This is a genomic window from Pseudomonas fluorescens (assembly GCF_902497745.1).
GTDB classification, from domain to species: domain Bacteria; phylum Pseudomonadota; class Gammaproteobacteria; order Pseudomonadales; family Pseudomonadaceae; genus Aquipseudomonas; species Aquipseudomonas fluorescens_BM.
In genome coordinates, this window is the sequence record NZ_CABVHJ010000007.1 from 167,852 (window position 1) to 188,443 (window position 20,592).

A 20,592-nucleotide genomic window follows, 5' to 3' on the forward strand; every position below is an offset into this window, starting at 1 on the left:
TGGGAGCGAGCCTGCTCGCGAAGGCGTCCTTCACACAGCAAAAATCTCAGGCCAGAAGCATCCGCCGCAACTCCACACAATCGCGCGCATGCCAATCGGTCAACTCCGGCCACGGGTTATCCGGCAAATTCACCAACACCGTCCGCGCCCCCGCCGCTCGACCGCAATCCAGATCAAAGCGGTAATCACCGACCATCACCATCTCCCTGGCCGGTACTGCCCAGGCCTCTGCCAGTTTCAGCAAGCCACCCGGATGCGGCTTCGGCGGCGCTTCATCGCGGCCCAACACATCGTCCACCGCAAAGCAGTCAGCCAAACCAATGGCATCCAGCGTCACATGCGCCAATTCCCGCGCATTGCGAGTGAGGATGCCAAGGCGATAACCGCGCGCATGCAGATCACGCACCAGCTCCACCGCCCCGGTGGCCGGGGTCGAACCCAGCGCCAGATCCCTTTCGTGTTCCAGCAGCCAAGCGTGTTTCGCCGCTGCTTCATCCGCCGGCAATGCCGCGAGATGGGTGAGGATGTCGTCCTCCGGCGGAATCGCCAGCGCCACGCGAATCGCCGCAAAATCATGCACGGCAACGGTCAACGTGCCGTCCATGTCGAACACCCAGTGCTTCACATCTTTCAGGCTCATGCCCAATCCTTGCGATGACGGATCAAGCCTTCCTGCGTCACCGACGCGACCAGTTGCCCGGCACGGTTGTACACGCTGCCACGGGAGAAACCACGGGAATTACCGGCCCACGGGCTGTCCATCGCGTAGAGCAACCAGTCATCGGCGCGCAGATCATTGTGAAACCACAGCGCGTGATCAAGGCTGGCGACCTGCATGTCTTTCTGCCAGACCGATTTGCCGTGAGGCAGCATCGAGGTGGTCAGCAGGCCAAAGTCCGAGGCGTAGGCCAGCAGGTATTTGTGCAGCGCAGGGATGTCGGCCAGCGCACCGTCAGCACGGAACCACACGTACTTCACCGGATCGGCCGGCTGCGGGTTGTACGGGTCTTTTTCGGTGACCGGGCGCACTTCGATCGGTTTCGGGCACAACAACTTTTCGCGCATGTGCTCGGGGATCAGGTGTGCGCGTTGCTGGGTCAGTTCCAGCTCCGACGGCAGGTTTTCCGGTCCGACTACCACTGGCATCTGGCTCTGATGCTCGAAGCCCGCTTCGTCGTACTGGAACGATGCACTGCAGGTGAAAATCGGATGGCCCTTCTGGATCGCCGTGACGCGGCGGGTGCTGAAGCTGCCGCCATCACGCACGCGATCAACCGAATAGACCACCGGCAACTTGGCATCGCCCGGGCGCAGGAAATAACCGTGCATCGAATGCACATGGCGCGCTTCTTCAACGGTCTGACTGGCCGCCGACAGCGACTGGCCGAGCACCTGACCACCGAACAACTGACGGAAACCCAGATCCTGGCTACGGCCACGGAACAGGTTTTCTTCGATCGGTTCCAGGGTCAGCAAGTCGACCAGATCTTCCAACACTTGGCTCATTCAGACTCTCCTCACACAAAGCTATATGCCGCGCAGTCTTGGCTGCGGCGGCCGATTCAGATTCTGGCGCGGGCCAATGATATGGCGGCCATTGTAAACGTCCGTGTCGGCTTATCCATGCAAGGTTTGCAGCCATTGTTCCCGAGTGATGCGGTACAGCACATGCCGGCGCAACGGATGATCGACGGGCAGTTTCGGATGATCGAAATCATCTTCCGGGGCGTGATGCATGCCAATCGCCTGCATGACTTTCTCTGAGGGCAAATTGGATTGCGCGGTGAAGGAAACGATTTCCTTCAAGGCCAAGCGATCAAAGCCGCAACGCAGAGCGGTCCACGCCGCCTCACTGGCATAGCCCAGGCCCCAATGTTCCTTGGCCAGGCGCCAACCAATCTCCACCGCCGGCGTAAACGGTGCATCGAAACCGACCACGCCGAGACCGGTGAAACCGATAAATTCGCCGCTGTCCTTGCGCTCCAGCGCCCACAGACCAAAGCCGTGTTCGGCAAAATGCCCGCGCACGCGGCCGATCATCGAGGCGCTTTCCAGGCGGCTCAACGGTGCCGGAAAATAGCGCATCACCTGAGGATCGGCGCACATCGCGGCAAATGCCGGCAAATCCTCGTCCTGCCACTGACGCATCAGCAAGCGCGCGCTTTCAAGTTCCAGTATCGGCTCCATCGTGCCCCTCCGTTTCCATGCCGCAAGTCTACATCGCTGGTAGGATCCTTCACTCATTCCTACGTTCCTACACGAAATCGCCATGCCATTGCCGCTGATCTACCACGAAGACTACAGCCCCGAGTTTCCGGCGGATCACCGCTTCCCGATGGACAAGTTTCGTTTGTTGCGTGATCACCTGGTCGACAGCGGTCTGACCCGCGATGCCGACCTGCTGCGCCCCGAGATCTGCCCTAACGACATTCTCGCTTTGGCCCATGACCGTGCGTATATCGAACGCTACATGAGCGGCGAGTTGTCCCGCGAAGACCAGCGGCGTCTCGGCTTGCCGTGGAACGAAGCGTTGGCGCGGCGTACGGTGCGGGCGGTCGGCGGTTCGATTCTGGCGGCGGAAAAAGCCCTTGAGCATGGCCTGGCCTGCCACTTGGCCGGCGGCACTCACCATGCGCATTACGATTACCCGGCCGGTTTCTGCATTTTCAATGACCTGGCGATCATCAGCCATTACCTGCTGCAAAGCGGCCGGGTGAGTCGCGTGCTGATCTTCGATTGCGATGTGCATCAGGGCGACGGCACCGCACGGATTCTCCATGACACGCCGGAGGCGATTACCGTTTCCCTGCACTGCGAGAAGAATTTTCCTGCACGCAAAGCGGAAAGTGACTGGGACATTCCGCTGCCCAAAGGCATGGGCGATGCCGATTATTTGAAAGTGGTCGATGACACACTCAACTATTTGCTGCCGCTGTATCAACCGGATCTGGTGCTGTACGACGCCGGCGTTGATGTACACAAGGACGACGCCCTCGGTTATCTGCAACTGACCGATGAAGGCGTCGCCGCCCGCGATGAAAGCGTGATGCGCCATTGCCTGGGCCGCGACATTCCGGTGATGGGTGTGATTGGCGGCGGTTACAGCAAGGATCGCCACGCCCTCGCCCGCCGCCACGGCATTCTCCATCACAGCGCGCAGCGGGTCTGGCAGTCACACGGTTGTCATTGAGCTGTGCTGCGTTACCCACAATCGCTGTGGAACGGCCTGTGGATAACCTGAGTGAAAGGGACTACAGGCCATACCTACTGTGGCCTACAGAACACTGGCTAATTTTTAACCAACAACTCAAGGCCACCTCAAATCCCTGTAGGAGTGAGCCTGCTCGCGATAGCGTCAACACCTTCAACATTAATTTGGCTGACACACCGCTATCGCGAGCAGGCTCACTCCTACAAGAGATCTGCGCTGTTAGAATGCGCGCCTTATCCCGCCATACCGCAGCGCATGCCATGACCCAGACTTCCGCCTCCTCCCCCGCTCACGTCGCCATCATCGGCGGTGGCCCCGCCGGCCTGATGGCCGCTGAAGTGCTGAGCCAGGCCGGAGTTCGCGTCGATCTCTACGACGGCATGCCCTCGGTGGGCCGAAAATTCCTGCTCGCCGGCGTCGGCGGGATGAACATCACCCACTCCGAAGCCTACCCGGCATTCCTCTCGCGTTACGCCGAGCGCGCGCCGCAGATCGCGCCGTTGTTGCGCGGCTTCGACGCCGATGCGTTGTGCACATGGATTCACGATCTGGGCATTGAAACCTTCATCGGCAGCTCCGGCCGCGTGTTTCCCACCGACATGAAAGCCGCGCCACTGTTGCGTGCCTGGCTCAAACGCCTGCGCGACAGTGGCGTAGTTATCCACACCCGCCATCGCTGGCTCGGTTGGGATGAACACGGCGCGCTGCGCATCGACAGCCCGGAAGGTGAAATCACCGTGAAACCCGACGCCACCCTGCTCGCCCTCGGCGGTGGCAGTTGGGCTCGCCTCGGCTCCGACGGTGCGTGGATGTTGGCGCTGGAGCAGCGTGGTGTAGGACTGGCGCCGTTGCAACCAAGTAATTGTGGCTTCGAGGTGCAGGCCTGGAGCGAATTGATGGTCAGCAAATTCGCCGGTGCGCCGCTGAAAAATATCGCCATCGGCTTGAACGACGACGTTCCGCGCTTGGGCGAATGCGTGATCACCGCGACCGGGATTGAAGGCAGTCTGATTTATGCGCTGTCGGCGCCGATTCGTGAGGCGATCAATCAGTATGGCGCGGCGGTTGTTCACATCGACCTGCTGCCCGGCCGACCTGTGGATAAATTGCAGGCGGCATTGAGCAAGCCTCGCGGCTCGCGCTCGATGGCCAAGCATCTGCACAGTCAGGTTGGCATTGACGGAGTTAAAGCGGCGTTGTTGCGGGAGTTGACTGATGCGGCGACGTTTGCTGATCCGGCGCTGTTGGCGCGGGCGATCAAGGCGTTGCCGCTGACGTTGGTGAAAACCCGTCCACTGGACGAGGCGATCAGCAGTGCCGGGGGCGTGACGTTCGAGGCGATGGATGAGCGCTTGATGCTCAAGGCGTTGCCGGGGGTGTTCTGCGCGGGGGAAATGCTGGATTGGGAAGCACCGACGGGCGGGTATTTGCTGACGGGGTGTTTTGCCAGCGGGCGGGCGGCGGGGTTGGGTATTGTGCAGTGGCTCAAGTCCGAGGCGTCTGCCTGAACCCTCACCCCAGCCCTCTCCCAGAGGGAGAGGGAGCTGACCGAGGTGTCTGACGTCATCCGTCGACCTGAAAAACCGAGTCGATTATGGATTTGGTCAATCGACCGAGGTGTCTGGCGAAAGCTCTGTCGATTATGGATTCACAACACAAGAATCAGGTCGGCGTACTTCGCGAGCATCCCCCAATCAGTCCCCTCTCCCTACGGGAGAGGGTTAGGGTGAGGGGCTTTTGACCTTAAGGCTTACGCTTACGCGGCCCAGTGTTAAACACCGGCACTTTACGCACAGGTTTGATCGAAGGCTCCGGAGCCTGCGTCTCGCCACTATCCACCCACTTGCCCAGATTGCGCTTGCCGCCACCGCCCGAAGCTTTCGGCTTCTTCGGTTTCTTCGGCTTCTTGATCACCTGACCGCTGGCATCAGTATCCGGCACACGGTGCTCCGGTTCGAAATCCGGTTCGTTCTGACGCTTCAAGGTCTGGCGAGTCAGCATTTCAATCGCCGACAACATGTTCACTTCATCCGCACACACCAGCGAAATCGCCTCACCGGTTGCGCCAGCACGGCCCGTACGGCCAATACGGTGAATGTAATCCTCAGCCACGATCGGCAGATCGAAGTTGATCACCAGCGGCAGATCTTCGATATCCAGACCCCGCGCCGCAACGTCAGTCGCGACCAGAATCTGCACTTCGCTGAGCTTGAAACGGTCCAGCGCACGCTGACGGGTGGCCTGCGGTTTGTCGCCGTGGATACCGTCGGCATTCACACCGAGACCCTGGAGTTTTTCCACCAGCGCATCAACACCGTTGCGGGTCTTGGCGAACACCAGCACCTGCTTCCACTTGTTCTTGCGCATCAGGTGCACGAACAGTTCGGCTTTGCGCTTTTTGTCTACCGTCACCACCCACTGCTTGACGGTGTTGGCGGCAACGTTGCGCGGGCTGACTTCAATGCTCAGCGGATCGTTGAGCATCTGCCCGGCCAGCAGGCGAATGTCATCGGAGAAGGTCGCGGAGAACAGCAGGGTCTGGCGCTTTTTCGGCAGCATGCGATAAATGTTCGCCAGTTCTTCGGAGAAGCCCAGGTCGAGCATACGATCGGCTTCATCCAGCACCAGAGTCTGCAACTGATCGAGTTTCAGCGCGTTCTGGCGGAACAGATCGATCAGGCGACCCGGCGTGGCGACCAGCACATCGACACCGCCGCGCAGCTTCATCATTTGCGGGTTGATGCTGACACCGCCGTAAACCGCATAAGTGCGCAGCGGCAGGTTTTCGGCGTACTGGCGCACAGACTCATGAACCTGCTCGGCCAGCTCGCGGGTCGGCACCAGAATCAGCGCACGCGCCGAGTTGGCAGCGACTTTCGGCCCTTCCATGGCCAGCAGCTGCAGCAGCGGCAAGGCGAAACCGGCGGTCTTGCCGGTGCCGGTCTGGGCGGCAGCCATCAGGTCACGACCGGCCAGCACGGCCGGAATGGCTTGCGCCTGAACCGGCGTCGGGGTCTGGTAGCCGAGCTTCTCGAGGGAGCGCAGCAAGGGTTCGATCAGGCCAAGGGTGGCGAAAGTCATGGAAGTACCGTAGGAAAAAATGACGCGGGCATGCAATGCCGCGCAGTTTACCCTAATTCGTACGCTGTTCCGCGGGAACGGCTGTCGGCGCTGCAACTGGCGGCTGTGCCGGGCGGCGCCACTGCGGCAAGCCGATCAACACCACAGCGCTGATGATCACCAGCATCGCCAGCGCTTCCTCGATGCCGATGGTCTCGCCGACAAACACAATCCCCAGCAACACTGCGACCGCCGGGTTGACGTAGGCATAACTGGTCGCCGCCGCTGGACGTACGTGCTTGAGCAGGTACATGTAGGAATTGAAGGCGATGATCGAGCCGAAAAAGATCAGGTACGCCAGCGCCAGCCAGCCTTCAACCGGCGGCATCGCTTGCAGATGCTCGCCACTGACAGCGCTGCCGATCAGCAACACCACACCGCCGACCAGCATTTCCACCGCACTGGCCATCGCGCCCTGCGGCAACGGCAAGTGTCTGCTCCACACCGAACCGAACGCCCAGGTTGCCGCCGCGAAAATCAGCAATGCTGCGCCCATCGGACTCGATTGCAGGTTGGAGCCCATGTTGAGCATGGCGATGCCGATAATCCCCAACGCCACCCCGGCCCACTCGAGACGGGTATTACGCGCGCCCCAGAAATATCCACAGAGCAAAGTAAACAGCGGCACCGTCGCCACCGCCAACGCAGCAACCCCGGAAGCCACACCGGTGTGCTCGGCGACACTCACCGCGCCGTTACCGAAACTGAGCAGCAAAATCCCGATGATCCCCGCCGCTTTCCATTGCGCCCAGGTCGGCGCAGGGGCCCCGCGCCAGCGCAGGAATGCATACATCAACGTACCGGCGATCACGAAGCGCACACCGCCGAGCATCAGCGGCGGCCAGTACTCAACGCCAATGCGGATCACCAGATAGGTCGATCCCCAAATCACATACAGCGCAAAAAACGCGGCGATCAGCGGCAAGGAAAAACGGCGCAAGGCAGGCATGGGCAGCTCGAAGGTCAGAGGTAGCGGATGAATTATTCTAGAAAGGCAGGCGAGTAAAAATAAGCTACAAAACCTGTTTATAGCGCCGGTACACTTTGGAAATCACGGAGATCGACGGGTTTAACCACGATTTCGAAAGTCTGGCATTTTCAGGAGTCCGGCCTTGGACAAATACGACCGCATGCTGCTCAGCGCCCTGCTCGAAAACGGCCGTGCGTCCTACGCCGATCTGGCGCGCAAAGTTAACCTGTCAGCGCCGGCTGTGGCCGAGCGTGTGGCCAAGCTTGAGGCGTCCGGAGTGATCACCGGCTATGAGGCAAAAATCGATCTGTCGAAAATCGGCCTGCCGATCCAGTGCATGATCGAATTGCGCCTGCACCAGAACGGCAGTCAGAAGGTCTACGACGAACTGGTAAAAATCCCGCAACTGACCGAGTGCTTTCGAGTGACAGGCGATCCGTGCGTGATGATGAAGGCCGCTGTGGGATCGATGACGGAGCTGGAGGAATTGATCAATCGCGTGGCGAAGTTTGGCTTCAGCAAAACCTCGATTGTGTTGTCGAGCGCGATCGAAAAGCGTGTGCCGCTCGGCCAGATCGAAAGTAACGGCAAATCCTGATGACAATAAGCCCTACTGTGGGAGCGAGCTTGCTGGCGAAAGCGGTAGATCAGTCACATAGAAGTTGAATGACACACCGCATTCGCGAGCAAGCTCGCTCCCACAGGTTTTTTGTACTGGATTCAGGATCAGCGGTAACGCTGCAAGTGTTCGCTGACTTTCGCGGCAGGGACTTTCTGCAGTTTGCACAGCAGATCATGGGATAGCTCGCGCACACCATGCTTGCCGCGCAACTCATCCGCCAGATGCGCCATCAGGTTGGCCGCCATCTCGGCATCCGCCATGGCCCGGTGAGCCTGTCCCGTGTGCGGCAAACGCGCAAAAGTGGTCAGCGTACCGAGCTTGTGATTCGGCGCCGCCGGCATCAGCCTCCGCGCCAGCAGCAACGAACAGGCAAAGTTCTGCAACCGCGTGCGCTTGATCCGCCCCAGTTCAAAGTCCCAGAACTTCTGGTCGAACGATGCGTTGTGCGCTACCAGCGGCGTGCAGCCGACGAACTCGTTGACCTCGTTCATCACCTGCTCGGCCGGCGGCGCGGTGCGCAGCATGGCGTTGCTGATGCCGGTCAGTTGTTCGATGAACGCGGGGACGCGTACGCCGGCGTTCATCAGGCTCTGGTAACGCTCGACGATGCGGCCGTTTTCCAGCATGACCACGGCGATTTCCGTGGCGCGGCAGCTGCTGTTCGGCGACAGGCCGGTGGTTTCAAAGTCGATGACTGCAATGCGTTCCAAACCGGGTTCAACTCCGTTCAACTCTTGAGTAACAACGCGCCTTCGATCGGCACGTAACGGCTGGCGGCGCGGATCAGCGAGTTGGCCGTCAGGCCGGGCACGCCATAGGCGACCGCTTGCACGCCGTGTTTGCTGATGATGCGTTCGAGCAGCATGTCGAAATCGCCGTCACCGGAGGCCAGGACAATTTCGTCGACGTGGTCGGCGGCGTCCATGATGTCGAGGGTGATGCCCACGTCCCAGTCGCCCTTGGCCGAGCCGTCGCTGCGCTGGATGTAGGGTTTGAGCTTCACGGTGAAGCCCAGATTGCGCAGGATCTGCTGGAACTGCTGCTGCTTGCTGTCGCCACGGTCGATCGCGTAGGCGTAGGCCTCGACGATCTGCCCGTCCTTGCTGATGTCTGCCCACAGCGCGGCGTAGTTGAAGTGGCAACCATAGGCCTGACGCACGGTGTAGTAGAGGTTCTGCACGTCGGCGAACACTGCGATTTTTTTCACCGGAGTTCCTGTGGGCGCGCAAGCGCTCGAAGCGGGATCAGGCGCCAGGCCCGAAAAAGGCGCTCAGTATGCCAGCCCGAAGGAAGGTTCCGCGAATAATCGGCCCGGAGCCCTCAGGGGCTCCGGACGAATGGTGAATCAGACGAAGGAATCGTCGTCATCAAAGAAGGAAGAATTGTCGTTACCGTAGTCGGTGTCGGTGAATCCGCCCTGGTCGTTGCCAGAGAAGCCGTTATCGGCCACACGCTGATCTTCGCCCCAGCCATTGCTGCTCTGGTCAGCGACCTGCGCCGGCTCTTCCTTGATCACTTCAACGATTTCTTCCGGCTGCTGATTGTGATGGAACAGGCTGCTGATGCCCTGCGCCAGCATCACGCCACCGGCCACACCGGCGGCGGTTTTCAGGGCGCCGCCGAGGAAACTGCTGCCTGCTGCCGGAGCAGCTTGCTGAGCGTAATTAGGCGGTGCTGCACCGAAATTCTGTTGTGGTGCGGGTGCGCCGAAGTTCTGCTGCGGTGCCGGTTCACGCCAGCCTCCGGTCGACGTCGGAGCAGTACTTTGGGTCGGCGCCGGACGCGGGCTGCCACCAAAAATGCTCGAAAGAAAACCACCGCCGCCGCTCGGCGCCGGTGCAGCACTCTGGGCTTTGGCCGACTGCAACTCGGCCTGCAACTGCTGGACTTGCCGGGTCAGTTGCTTGTTCTGCTCATCGAGGCTCTTGAGCGCAGCCTCTTGCACCAGAATCGCCTGGGTCATGAAATAACCTGCCGCCGGCTGGCGGGTCAGGTGTTCCTTGATCCGCGTCTCGGCCTGGGCGTCGCGCGGGGCTGCCTCCGTTTCGGCCTGCTGCAGCCGGGAAAACAGTCCATCGATCAGGGTTTGCTCTTCGCTGTTCATGGCGACCTCGTAGATTGCCGGGGATAACATTGCCCTCGTCCACGTTGGCCGAGGTGCTCTCCTGTAATGGAGACGGTGACAAAACGTTTCAATGACCTTTACCGAATGTTTACGTTTGTGTCGCGCCGGCGATCATCGGTTAAAGTGAGCCACTGTTTTCCACCTGCGATACCGACTGATGAATGCCCTCGAAGTACTGCGCGACTCTCTGTATTTTTTCAAACGCCATTTGGGCAGCATCGTACGGTTGTGCCTGCCGCTGGTGATTTTCGAAGCGTTCCTGCAACAAGTGGTCGATCACGCCAGCGGGCCGGAAAACATCTCGGCAATTAGCATCGTCGTTGGTCTGCTGGTGTATCCGCTGTACACCGCAGCGCTGATCCTTTTCCTCGATGCGCGCAGCCGTGGCGAGGCACCGCGCAATCGTGACCTGCTGGCAATGGCCGCCACCCTTTGGCCACGTTTCGCCCTGCTCACGGCGCTGAACACCTTGCTGATTCTGTTGGGCCTGTCGCTGTATTTCCTCCCAGGCCTGATGCTGATGGTCATGCTCGCATTCGGCGAATACCTGCTGGTGCTGCGCGGCATGGGGCCCTTGCAGGCGATGAAGGAAAGCCTGCGCCTGACCCGTGGGCATTTCTGGCGAATCCTGCTGTGCATTCTCTGTGTGATGACGCCGCTGTGGTTGCTCAAAGGCGCGACACTGGCGGTGTACCCCGAGCCGCAGAATCCTGTGATCGCCATACTGATCGACAGCGCTCACAGCTTCCTGCAACTGTTCACCAGTGTGGTGTTGTTCCGCCTGTTCATGCTGATCAGCGAATTGCCTGACAAACGTGACAGAGCGGTCTGACAGCTCTGCGCTTGGGCTTCGAGACAGCCGTCAGGTATGCTCGAGGCCACTTTCTGTAACGCTATAAGCCGAGCCATGACCCGTCTACTGCGCTACACCCTGTTACTTGTTGTGCTCGCCATCGCCCTGATCGGCGGGCTGCTGTTCAGCCTGACCTGGCGCCCCGACGCCCGCGAAACCCTGCCGATCAGTTGCACGGGGACGCCACCGATACTGGTGCCGGGCCAGGCGCTGAAAGTCATGACCTGGAACGTGCAGTACCTGGCCGGCAAGCGTTACGTGTTCTGGAATGATCTGGCCCAGGGCAACGATGAAGCGCCGACACCGGAAGACATGGCCTTCAGCCTCGACGAAGTGGCGCGGGTAATCCGCGATGAGCAGCCGGATGTGGTGCTGCTGCAGGAACTCGATGAAGGCGCCAAGGCCAGCGATTATCAGGATCAGCTCAAGCTCTTGCAGGAACGGGTCGCCGACCTGTACCCATGCAACGCCAGTGCGTTTGACTGGAAAGCCGAATTCGTCCCTGATCGACACATCTTTGGCAGCGTCGGCCGGCAACTGGCGACCCTGAGCCGCTATCGCATCGAGCACGCCGAGCGCCTGCAATTGCCAGTGGCTGCCGCCAACTTCATCAGCCGCCAGTTCCAGCCGAAAGACGCCCTGCTCGCGACCAAACTGCCACTGAGCGATGGCGGGCAACTGACTGTGTTCAATACGCATCTGGAACGCTCCAGCCAACCAAATGACACCGCGCTGGCACAGGTGAGTGCCGTGGCCAAAGTGCTCGACAAGTACGAAAGCCAGGGCCTGCCGTGGTTGATTGGTGGTGATTTCAATCTGTTGCCACTCGGCCAGTACCGCCGCCTGCCTGCCGAACAACGCACGCCCTACTCCGCCGACAGCGAACTGCATCTGCTGTGGGACAAGTACCCGATGATCCCGACCAACAACGAAGCCAGCGGCATCGACCGGGCGCAATGGCTGACCCACTACCCCAACGATCCTGGCCTGAACGGCCCGGATCGCACGGTCGACTATCTGTTTTACAGCCCGAAGATCAAACGGGTCGAAGCAACGGTGCGCCAGGACGATACGTTGCGCATTTCCGATCACTTGCCGGTGATTGCGCGCTTCCTGCTACCGGTGGCGCCCTAGGCAGGGCCAAGGAATATCGACCCGTCGCTCGAATTGACGATATGGAATCCCATGAAAATCTTATTGGTGTGCAAGGATATTGGTGGTTACGCGCGCAAACTGGCGGACTATCTGATGATCGACAACGACGTGTGTTTTATCGATACGTCATCGATGCAGAACAGTTTTGATCGGGCGCCGAAGATCCTGCGCCGCCCGCTGAAACGCTGGGCACAGTTACGCCAGTTCAACAAAGCTATCGCTGCGCATGGACGTTTCGACGCCGCACTCATCATCAACCCGGCCCAGATCGATGCAAACCAGTTGGCCGCCGGACTCAAGGTTTCCGACCACAAGATCGCCTACCTCTACGACAGCTTCAGTCGCTGGCCGATGACGCGCGAAGCGCTTGCCGGTTATGACGAGGTGTTTTCCTTCGACCCGGAAAATGCCGAAAGCTACGGGCTGAAAAAACTCTACAACTTCATTTACGACGACTACATCGCGGACGGTGAGCCCGGTGAGTACTCGGCGCTTGTAGTGATGGCGGGCAAGGATCGGGTGCCGGCACTTGCCGGTCTGGCAGAGGAATTCGATCGCCTCGGGGTGACCGATTACAAGTTTCTGGTTCAGTCCAAACCGGTTCCGGGCGCGCATCCGGGCATCACCTTTTTCGAACAGAGAATGTCGCTGGAATCGGTGGGTGAGCTGGTCAAGCGCTCGCGGATCATTCTCGATATAGCCAAGCCCGGGCAGGCCGGGTTGAGCTTCCGTTTCTTCGAAGCCATGGCCTCACGGAAAAAAGTCATCACCACCAACAACAGCGTGGTCGACTATGACTTCTACAACCCGGCGAACATTCTGGTGATCGATGAGGCCAACCCGGTGATTCCGGAACGGTTCATTACGGATCCGTATGTCGATGTGCCTGAGCACATCTATCAGAAATACACCCTGCAGGGATGGGTTAAAACCGTGTTTGCCCTGCCGTGAGCTGAACCCGCCATCCCCTGCACCATAGGCCCCTGTGGGAGCGAGCCTGCTCGCGAATGCAGATGTTCAGTCAGCGGATGTATCGATTGACACGACGCCTTCGCGAGCAGGCTCGCTCCCACAGTAGATCGGTGTCGTACCGTTATTCTGTGGCCGACTTCAATTCTGTAGGAGCTGCCGAAGGCTGCGATCTCTTGATCTTCAGGTGCCACGCGGTTTGGCCCGTGCGGTCGCCTCGGCCACCAACGGATCATCCGGCCAGTAATGCTTCGGGTACCGCCCCTTCAAATCCTTCTTCACCTCGGCATAGGTACTGCGCCAGAAGTTGGCCAGATCCTGCGTCACCTGCACCGGGCGCCGCGCTGGCGATAGCAGATGCAATTTGACCACCTGCCGCCCACCGGCGATTCGCGGCGTATCGGCCAGCCCGAACAACTCCTGCAAACGCACCGCGAGAATCGGTGGAAACTCGCTGTAGTCCAAACGAATCGACGACCCCGACGGCACGCTCAGATGATGCGGCGCCAGCTCATCAAGCTTCTGCGGCAACGGCCACGGCAGCAGATTGCGCACGATGCTCGACAGATCGAGATTGGCAAAATGGCTGAGTCGCGAAACCTTGCCCAGATAAGGCATCAACCAATCTTCGAGGGTGTTCAGCAACGTCGCGTCACTGACATCCGGCCACTGGCTTTCAGCTTGCGAACCCAATTCCAACTGCCGCAACAACGCCACTCGCGCCTGCCACTGACGCAGCTCCGGCGTCCACGGCAGCAACTCCAGACCCTTGCGCCGCACCAGATTGACCAGCGCCTGACTGCGCGCATTTTCATCGAGACCGGTCAACGGTTCACGGCTGAGGATCAGCTCGCCGACCTTGCGCTGACGCTCGGCGCGCAGCACGCCTTCGCGCTCGTCCCAGTCCAGTTGATCGACGTTGCGCACCTGTTCGGCCAGCACGGAATCAAACAGCGCAGGGTCGAAATCCGCCGCCAGATAAATCCGTTCTTCGCGCTGGCCCTGACGGCTGCCGAGATCGGCGATGACGATCCACGGCTCTTTCATCAGGCTGTCAGCTTCGGCGAACAGCGCCGCACGACCATTGGCCAGCCGATATTCGGCACCTCCAGCACGCCGCTGTTGCGCGACGCGATCCGGATACGCCAGCGCCAGCAACGCACCGAGCCAGCGCGGATGATCAGGATCGCTGACCGGCTCACTCGCCTTGCCTCGCAGGTAACCGCGATATTGCCGCGCCAGTTGCTTAGCGCGCTGCACCCCGCCCTGCGCACCTCGAGCCGCACGTTCTTCACCCGAGAGCAGCACCAGCCGACTGTGCAGATCCGCCCCGGCGCCACGCAAGATATCGCGTTCGCCCAGCAACGCAGCAACATCGCACGCCATGTTGGCCAAACCCAATGCCTGACCGCGCAACAGCAAATGACCGATGCGCGGATGCGCCGGCAACTCAGCCATGGCCTGACCATGAGAAGTCAGCGCCTCACCTTCCAGCGCGCCGAGACGCTGCAGCAAATCCTGCGCCTGGGCATAAGCGGCCGCTGGCGGAACGTCGAGCCAGACCAGTTCGCCAGGCGTCACGCCCCAGCGCCCCAGCTGCAGCGCGAGGCTGGCGAGATCCGCCGAGAGGATTTCCGCGCTGCCATACGCCGCCAATTGCTCGTGCTGATCCTGCGACCAAAGGCGATAGCAAACCCCCGGTTCCAATCGCCCGGCGCGGCCCGCCCGTTGGGTGGCGCTGGCCTTGGAAATCCGCTGGGTATCAAGGCGCGTCATGCCGCTGCCGGGATCGAAACGCGGCACCCGCGCCAGCCCGGCGTCGATCACCACGCGCACGCCGTTGATGGTCAGACTGGTCTCGGCGATGTTGGTCGCCAGCACCACTTTGCGCTGACCGGCCGGCGCCGGATCGATCGCCGCACGCTGGGCATTAAGGTCGAGTTCACCGTGCAACGGGCAGAGCAACACATCGCTGCGCTCACCGATCGCGTCGGCCAATTGCTGGTGGACGCGACGGATCTCGGCCTGCCCGGGCAGGAACACCAACAGGCTGCCGGTTTCATCGTGCAGCGCTTCGAGTACGGTTTGCGTGACGCGTTGATCGATGTATTCGCCGGGCAGAAACGGCCGGCCCCAGCGCATCGTCACCGGATACATGCGCCCTTCGCTGCGCAGGATCGGCGCGTCGTTCAGCAACCCGGCCAGACGTTCACCTTCCAGCGTGGCCGACATCAGCAGAATCTTCAGCGGCTGTTCAGCTCGAAACAACTCGCGACCGTTCAAACTCAGGGCCAGCGCCAGATCGGCGTCGAGGCTGCGTTCGTGGAATTCGTCGAAGATCAGCAGGCCCACGCCTTCCAGCGCCGGATCATCCTGCAGACGCCGGGTGAGAATGCCTTCGGTGACCACTTCGATGCGCGTATTGGGGCCGACCTTGCTGTCGAGACGGATGCGATAACCAACGGTTTCACCGACCTTCTCGCCCAGCTCACTGGCCAATCGTTCTGCGGCTGCACGCGCGGCGAGGCGGCGCGGTTCGAGCATCAGAATGGTCTGCCCGGCCAGCCACGCTTCATTGAGCAAGGCCAACGGCACGCGGGTGGTTTTACCAGCGCCGGGCGGTGCTTCAAGCACGGCTTCGTGGCGCGTCGCCAAGGCTTCACGCAGGGCGGGTAAAACTTCATCGATCGGCAAAGAATTCATGCTGGCTCCCCAGGGCGTGCCCACAGTAAATTGCGAGTCGCGTTAAAGCTGTGAGCGTGCCAGGCAAGGCGCGGGACGCAGGTAAGGGTCGTTTCCTTGCCAAGTCCCGCAACGCAGCATGGCGCGCTCACAGCTTTAGCCCGGAGGGCCGAACCCCGACAGGATTCATTAGCCTTCACGCGGTGTCGATCTGGAGAAAACAACTTCAATCCTCAACGTATTTCGGTAGGGGTGAGACGAGGCCGCAATTTACTGTGGGCATGCCCTGCCATGGCCGAGTATAACGGCGAACTGGCGGGCGTTCGTCAGGGTCTTAACTTCACAAGACGAAGCTTCGTTATCAGATGAATCAGGAGATTTTCCCATGCGCTTACCTTTTCGCCTGATCGGCGGTGTACTGGTCGCCACCCTGCTCACGCAAATCACCGCGTGCGGTTCGATTTTCTACCCGGACCGGCGCGGTCAGATCGACGGCAAGATCGACCCGGCGATTGCCGTGCTCGACGCCGTGGGCCTGCTGTTCTACATCATTCCCGGGCTGATCGCGTTTGCCGTCGACTTTGCCACCGGCGCGATCTATTTCGAACCGGGTCACACCGCGCAGATCGATCCGGCCAAACTCAAACAAGCCATCGGTCCGGACGGTCAGGTCGATAATCACAAGCTGCAGGCTATTCTCGAAAGCGAGCTGGGCAGAGATTTCCCTCTGGATGACCCGCGCCTGATTCAACACAAGGGCAGCACTCAGCAACTGGCGATGTTCGGCCTGCAACCCGCCGCTTGAAAAGGAAGTTAAATGACATCCAGCCCCGAACACGCCCGCCTGCTACGGCTGGCGACCCGCGCCTCGGTGGCGGTCGCGTGCACGCTGATCGTCGCCAAAGCCGTCGCCTGGTGGCTGAGCGGCTCGGTGAGCATGCTCGCCGGCCTCACCGACTCGGCGCTGGATGGCATCGCTTCGCTGCTCAATCTGCTGGCCGTGCATTACGCGCTGCGCCCGGCGGATGACGATCACCGTTATGGCCACGGCAAAGCGGAATCGCTGGCAGGCATGGCGCAGGCGCTGTTCATTGGTGGCAGTGCGGTGTTGATTGCGTTTCAGGCCTACGAACGCATCCAGCACCCGGAACCGCTTGGCGCGCCGTGGATCAGCATTGGCGTGATCATTTTCTCATTGCTGCTGACGGTGGCCTTGCTGGTGCTGCAGCATCGAGTGATCAAGCAAACCGGCTCCAACGCCGTGCGTGCCGACTCACTGCATTACCGATCCGATCTGTTACTCAACGGCAGTATTCTGGTGGCGCTGATGTTGGCCGGGTTCGGCTGGCATCAACTGGATGCCTGGTTCGGACTCGGCATTGCGGCCTATATCCTGTGGAGTGCAATCCAGATCGCCCGGGAAAGTTTTTCGGTGTTGATGGATGAGGAACTGCCAACCGACGTCAGTCAGCACATGCTCGAACTGGCGTGCAGTGTGCCGGGCGTGTTGGGCGCGCATGACTTGCGCACGCGAATCTCCGGCAACCATTGGTTCGTGCAGTTGCACCTGGAATTGCCGGGGGAACTGACCCTGTCAGTGGCGCACGGCATCAGCGATCAAGCGGCCGATGCCATTCACAAGGCCTACCCGCGAGCCGAAGTGCTGGTGCACGCCGACCCGCAGGAAGTGGTCAAATCTGAACGGGCGCAAACCCGGCTTCAGTAACTGACCTGATAACCGCGACTGCTCAGGCAATTGCCCTGAGCCTGGCGGTAGGCCTGAACCACTTCGGGCGCCGGTTGATACGTTGCGGTGCGCGGATCGAAACCGCTTTGCTGCACGGCGTACTGATAGCACTGGTAACCGTCCTGCTGTACCTGCTCCGGCGACTGGCCGTTGGCCGGATACGCTTCGACGTCATAGCCTTGAGACTGCGGTTGCGGCTGTTGCTGCACCGGCGGTTCGACCACGATGTAATCCTGCGTCGCTTCCTGATAGGCATAGTAGGAACCAGCGGCGAGGAACAGCAGCGAACCACCGACCCACACTTCACGGGCGTAATCCGGCAGATACTGAATGCGGATCCCGCGCGGCGGCTGCACGACGATATAACGCGGGCCTTGCGGGCGATACCAGTAGCCGCCGGAGTAGAAGTAATCCTGACCACGATACGGCACGCGGTAATCGCGATCCGGGAAGCGGTCGATCACGTGCCCCGGCCGGTATTGCGGGCCTGGCCCCCAACCGTTGCCGTGACCGTCCGGACGCCCCGGCCAGCGATTGTCGTTGGGCCGGTTACCGGTCTGCCATTGCTGGTTGTGATAACCGTTCTGCGGGCGCTCGTCACGGTAGTAACCCTGACGCGGCTCCTGGGTCTGGCGCACGGTGTCGGGCCGTGGCTGGATCGGCAGGCTGTTGGCCGGCAGTTGCGGCGGCGGTGGTGGCTGACGCACCGGGTTGGGATTGTAGGCCGGGCGATTCTGATCGTGGTTCTGCCACTGGCCATTGTTGTTGCCGTTGTGCTCGAACTGGCGGCTGTTGTCGCCACGGATGATGTCGTTGTTCTGCGGACGCGGCTGATTCTGTTGCGGCTGATTCTGCGATGGATTGTTCTGCGGACGCGGCTGATTGTTGCCGCCACGGCCCTGATTGTTGCCCTGATGATCCTGGCCGTGGCCGCCGCCATCCGGGCCGCGGTTCTGCGGTTCATCGGCAAACGCTTGCACACTGACACTCACACACAGCAAACCAACACCGGCCAGACGCCAGAGGCGTGAATTCATGCTTTTTCTCACTGCGGGGCCTGCAAATGTAAGAGGACTTATCACTAAGACCGGGGATACATACGCCCGGTTCTGCAACAGGTTATCAGTCGCGCAACTTATTTATTGAGCGCCCGGCATGAAATCGCAGGCAAGAAAAAAGGGAGACCCGTCGGCCTCCCTTCTAGAGAACTTCGTCCTGGCTCGACGCTTTTGACGTCGGCTCACCTCACGCCGTCTTCTGGACAGTGTGCAGCTCGGGGGCCGGCACAACCCCGATGGGGGTGGCGGCCGCGGCAGGCCGGATAGGGCGGGCCGCGTGGACTGTGTTACCGAGCAGTGATTCTGGTGATAAGAATAAGCCTGAGACCGCGACAGAGGATTGCGAAGATTGCTGAAATAAACACCACTTGCGCAATTTTTAACCCTGGATAGATAATCCGCCGCAATAGTTACAACCAAGGACAGATTGATGAGCAAACTCGACCGTTACGACCTGAGCATTTTGGCGGAATTGCAGCGCGACGCCCGCATCTCCAACCAGGAATTGGCCGAGCGCATCGGTCTGTCGCCCTCCCCTTGCTCACGCCGGGTCAAGCAACTGGAAGACGACGGCTACATTTCACGTCAGGTGGCTTTGCTTGATCGCAAGATGCTCGGGCTGAGTTTGACTGCCTATGTGCTGATCGGCATGGACCGGCATACGCCGGAGCGTTTTGAGAACTTCGAAGCGGCGATTCGTACGTTGCCGCAGGTGCTGGAGTGCAGTCTGGTGACGGGGGTGGATGCGGATTACCAGTTGAAGGTGGTGGTGCCGGATATGGATCACTATCAGAAGCTGTTGCTTGGGCACCTCACACGGATTGAGGGCGTGACCAGCGTTCGTTCGAGCTTCGTACTGAATCAGGTGCTCAACAGCACAGAACTGCCGCTGACCCACCTGCGCAACTGATCAAAAGCCCCTCACCCCAGCCCTCTCCCGGAGGGAGAGGGGGCCGACCGTGAGATGCTGAAGAAGTACGCCGACCTGAGCGTTCTGCTGTGAATCCATAATCGACTCGATCTTTCAGGTCGATGTATGACGCCAGACACCTCGGTCAGTCCCCTCTCCCTACGGGAGAGGGCTAGGGTGAGGGCAAAGGCTTCGGATCAGACCCAGATCAATGCCACCCCACACACCTTGGCGTATACTCGCCGCGCCCTTTTAGCCCCAGGCGCCGGAGAAACCCAATGGATCCAGCATTATTAGAAGAGTGGATGATGACCGGTCTGGTCAGCATCCTGATCATTTTCATGGGTTTCATCGTCTGGGATCTGGCGAAGAAGTCCAAGGCCGGGCGCTTTGGCTCGTTCATTCTGTTCTTCGTGCTGGGCCTGGGCGTGGCCGCGTTCATCATCAAGAGTGTGGTGATCGGCCTGATCGAATCCGGCGCTCTATAAGCGCGCCGGCACTTCCTTCCACTGGCCCTGATCGAGGCCTTCAAGCGTCCAGTCGCCAATCCTGACCCGCACCAGCCGCAACGTCGGCAGACCGACCGCCGCGGTCATGCGCCGCACCTGACGGTTGCGCCCTTCGCGAATCACCAGTTCCAGCCACGAAGTCGGTATGGTCGCGCGAAAGCGCACCGGCGGATTGCGCGGCCACAACTCAGGCTCATCCAGTTGTCGCGCTTCGGCGGGCAAGGTCATGCCGTCATTCAGTTCGACGCCATCACGCAAACGCTGCAGCTGTTCGGCCGTCGGCACACCTTCAACCTGCACCCAATAGGTCTTCGCCAATTTGTGTTTCGGATCGGCGATGCGCGCCTGCAACTGCCCGTCGTTGGTCAGCAGCAACAAGCCTTCACTGTCACGATCCAGGCGTCCGGCCGGATAAATGCCGGGCACATCAATGTAATCCTTGAGCGTCGCCCGCCCTTCGCCATCGCTGAATTGCGTCAGCACATCGAACGGTTTATTGAACAGGATCAGCTTCGGCTCGGCCGGTGGTGCCTTGGCAACACGACGCGGGGAAGAAGACTGAGGCTTCGCGCCAGGACGGCGGGAAGGTGGACGCGGGGGACGGGACATGGCGAAAAGAACATCTAACGGTCAGGGCTGCCAATGCTAGTAGCCTGACCGT

General features: G+C 60.5%; 21 protein-coding genes. 10 read left to right on the top strand and 11 right to left on the bottom strand.

What is annotated here, in order from left to right; translation table 11 throughout:
• Nucleotides 1–46 precede the first annotated feature (46 nt).
• From F8N44_RS13205 to F8N44_RS13215, 3 genes are all read right to left on the bottom strand, one after another.
• Nucleotides 47–640 carry an HAD family hydrolase gene (locus tag F8N44_RS13205; RefSeq protein ID WP_150650594.1) on the bottom strand — a complete coding sequence of 198 codons (594 nt, stop codon included), beginning with the start codon at nucleotides 638–640 and terminating at the stop codon, nucleotides 47–49.
• Nucleotides 637–1,506 (bottom strand): acyl-CoA thioesterase II, encoded by an 870-nt coding sequence (gene tesB / locus F8N44_RS13210; protein WP_003228466.1) that lies wholly within the window; start codon nucleotides 1,504–1,506, stop codon nucleotides 637–639. Before tesB ends, F8N44_RS13205 begins: the two co-directional genes overlap by 4 nt.
• Nucleotides 1,507–1,617: 111 nt before the next feature.
• Nucleotides 1,618–2,187 carry a GNAT family N-acetyltransferase gene (locus tag F8N44_RS13215; protein WP_150650595.1) on the bottom strand — a complete coding sequence of 190 codons (570 nt, stop codon included), beginning with the start codon at nucleotides 2,185–2,187 and terminating at the stop codon, nucleotides 1,618–1,620.
• An 82-nt stretch (nucleotides 2,188–2,269) separates the two neighbouring features.
• Here F8N44_RS13215 and F8N44_RS13220 point away from each other — a divergent pair, with 82 nt between their 5' ends.
• Nucleotides 2,270–3,190 carry a histone deacetylase gene (locus tag F8N44_RS13220; RefSeq protein ID WP_150650596.1) on the top strand — a complete coding sequence of 307 codons (921 nt, stop codon included), beginning with the start codon at nucleotides 2,270–2,272 and terminating at the stop codon, nucleotides 3,188–3,190.
• A 281-nt stretch (nucleotides 3,191–3,471) separates the two neighbouring features.
• Nucleotides 3,472–4,719, top strand: coding sequence for a TIGR03862 family flavoprotein (locus tag F8N44_RS13225; protein ID WP_150650597.1), 1,248 nt, complete (start codon nucleotides 3,472–3,474; stop codon nucleotides 4,717–4,719).
• A gap of 235 nt (nucleotides 4,720–4,954) precedes the next feature.
• Here F8N44_RS13225 and F8N44_RS13230 read toward each other — a convergent pair whose 3' ends face one another.
• Together F8N44_RS13230 and yedA are read right to left on the bottom strand one after the other, a co-directional pair.
• A complete protein-coding gene (locus tag F8N44_RS13230) occupies nucleotides 4,955–6,292 on the bottom strand; it encodes a DEAD/DEAH box helicase (protein WP_150650598.1) in 1,338 nt (445 codons plus the stop codon).
• 52 nt (nucleotides 6,293–6,344) lie between these two features.
• Nucleotides 6,345–7,280, bottom strand: a complete 936-nt coding sequence (yedA, locus tag F8N44_RS13235) for a drug/metabolite exporter YedA (RefSeq protein ID WP_150650599.1) — start codon at nucleotides 7,278–7,280, stop codon at nucleotides 6,345–6,347.
• A gap of 163 nt (nucleotides 7,281–7,443) precedes the next feature.
• Here yedA and F8N44_RS13240 point away from each other — a divergent pair, with 163 nt between their 5' ends.
• Nucleotides 7,444–7,899: an Lrp/AsnC family transcriptional regulator gene (locus F8N44_RS13240; RefSeq protein ID WP_150650600.1), complete on the top strand. Its 456-nt coding sequence runs from the start codon at nucleotides 7,444–7,446 to the stop codon at nucleotides 7,897–7,899.
• 128 nt (nucleotides 7,900–8,027) lie between these two features.
• Here F8N44_RS13240 and F8N44_RS13245 read toward each other — a convergent pair whose 3' ends face one another.
• The 3 genes from F8N44_RS13245 to F8N44_RS13255 all read right to left on the bottom strand — a co-directional run bounded on the left by F8N44_RS13245 (nucleotide 8,028) and on the right by F8N44_RS13255 (nucleotide 10,027).
• Nucleotides 8,028–8,633: a PolC-type DNA polymerase III gene (locus F8N44_RS13245; RefSeq protein WP_150650601.1), complete on the bottom strand. Its 606-nt coding sequence runs from the start codon at nucleotides 8,631–8,633 to the stop codon at nucleotides 8,028–8,030.
• A gap of 17 nt (nucleotides 8,634–8,650) precedes the next feature.
• The gene (locus F8N44_RS13250; protein ID WP_150650602.1) at nucleotides 8,651–9,130 is read right to left on the bottom strand and encodes an NYN domain-containing protein; all 480 of its coding nucleotides are present in this window, start codon (nucleotides 9,128–9,130) and stop codon (nucleotides 8,651–8,653) included.
• A 138-nt stretch (nucleotides 9,131–9,268) separates the two neighbouring features.
• The gene (locus tag F8N44_RS13255; RefSeq protein WP_150650691.1) at nucleotides 9,269–10,027 is read right to left on the bottom strand and encodes a DUF2076 domain-containing protein; all 759 of its coding nucleotides are present in this window, start codon (nucleotides 10,025–10,027) and stop codon (nucleotides 9,269–9,271) included.
• Between the two features lie 178 nt (nucleotides 10,028–10,205).
• On the opposite strand from F8N44_RS13255, the gene F8N44_RS13260 reads away from it, so the two are divergent.
• From F8N44_RS13260 to F8N44_RS13270, 3 genes are all read left to right on the top strand, one after another.
• The gene (locus F8N44_RS13260) at nucleotides 10,206–10,880 is read left to right on the top strand and encodes a YciC family protein (protein WP_127929880.1); all 675 of its coding nucleotides are present in this window, start codon (nucleotides 10,206–10,208) and stop codon (nucleotides 10,878–10,880) included.
• Between the two features lie 75 nt (nucleotides 10,881–10,955).
• Nucleotides 10,956–12,035, top strand: coding sequence for an endonuclease/exonuclease/phosphatase family protein (locus F8N44_RS13265; protein ID WP_150650603.1), 1,080 nt, complete (start codon nucleotides 10,956–10,958; stop codon nucleotides 12,033–12,035).
• 51 nt (nucleotides 12,036–12,086) lie between these two features.
• Complete coding sequence (locus F8N44_RS13270; protein WP_150650604.1) at nucleotides 12,087–13,007, top strand: hypothetical protein; 921 nt, start codon at nucleotides 12,087–12,089, stop codon at nucleotides 13,005–13,007.
• A gap of 201 nt (nucleotides 13,008–13,208) precedes the next feature.
• On the opposite strand, the gene hrpB is transcribed toward F8N44_RS13270, so the two are convergent.
• Nucleotides 13,209–15,728, bottom strand: coding sequence for an ATP-dependent helicase HrpB (gene hrpB / locus F8N44_RS13275; RefSeq protein WP_150650605.1), 2,520 nt, complete (start codon nucleotides 15,726–15,728; stop codon nucleotides 13,209–13,211).
• A gap of 364 nt (nucleotides 15,729–16,092) precedes the next feature.
• Here hrpB and F8N44_RS13280 point away from each other — a divergent pair, with 364 nt between their 5' ends.
• Nucleotides 16,093–16,512 (top strand): hypothetical protein, encoded by a 420-nt coding sequence (locus F8N44_RS13280; protein ID WP_016986146.1) that lies wholly within the window; start codon nucleotides 16,093–16,095, stop codon nucleotides 16,510–16,512.
• Between the two features lie 12 nt (nucleotides 16,513–16,524).
• Nucleotides 16,525–17,433, top strand: coding sequence for a cation diffusion facilitator family transporter (locus F8N44_RS13285; protein WP_150650606.1), 909 nt, complete (start codon nucleotides 16,525–16,527; stop codon nucleotides 17,431–17,433).
• Here the strand turns inward: F8N44_RS13285 and F8N44_RS13290 are convergent.
• On the bottom strand, nucleotides 17,427–18,491 hold the full coding sequence (locus F8N44_RS13290) for a DUF6515 family protein (protein ID WP_150650607.1): 1,065 nt from the start codon (nucleotides 18,489–18,491) through the stop codon (nucleotides 17,427–17,429). The two genes, F8N44_RS13285 and F8N44_RS13290, sit on opposite strands and share 7 nt — an antisense overlap.
• Before the next feature lie 451 nt (nucleotides 18,492–18,942).
• On the opposite strand from F8N44_RS13290, the gene F8N44_RS13295 reads away from it, so the two are divergent.
• Entirely contained in the window at nucleotides 18,943–19,422 is a 480-nt protein-coding gene (locus F8N44_RS13295) for an Lrp/AsnC family transcriptional regulator (RefSeq protein ID WP_008081091.1), read from the top strand.
• Between the two features lie 278 nt (nucleotides 19,423–19,700).
• The gene (locus F8N44_RS13300) at nucleotides 19,701–19,910 is read left to right on the top strand and encodes a DUF2788 domain-containing protein (RefSeq protein WP_007909655.1); all 210 of its coding nucleotides are present in this window, start codon (nucleotides 19,701–19,703) and stop codon (nucleotides 19,908–19,910) included.
• On the opposite strand, the gene F8N44_RS13305 is transcribed toward F8N44_RS13300, so the two are convergent.
• Complete coding sequence (locus F8N44_RS13305; protein ID WP_150650608.1) at nucleotides 19,905–20,540, bottom strand: pseudouridine synthase; 636 nt, start codon at nucleotides 20,538–20,540, stop codon at nucleotides 19,905–19,907. The genes F8N44_RS13300 and F8N44_RS13305 overlap by 6 nt on opposite strands.
• Between the last annotated feature and the right edge of the window lie 52 nt (nucleotides 20,541–20,592).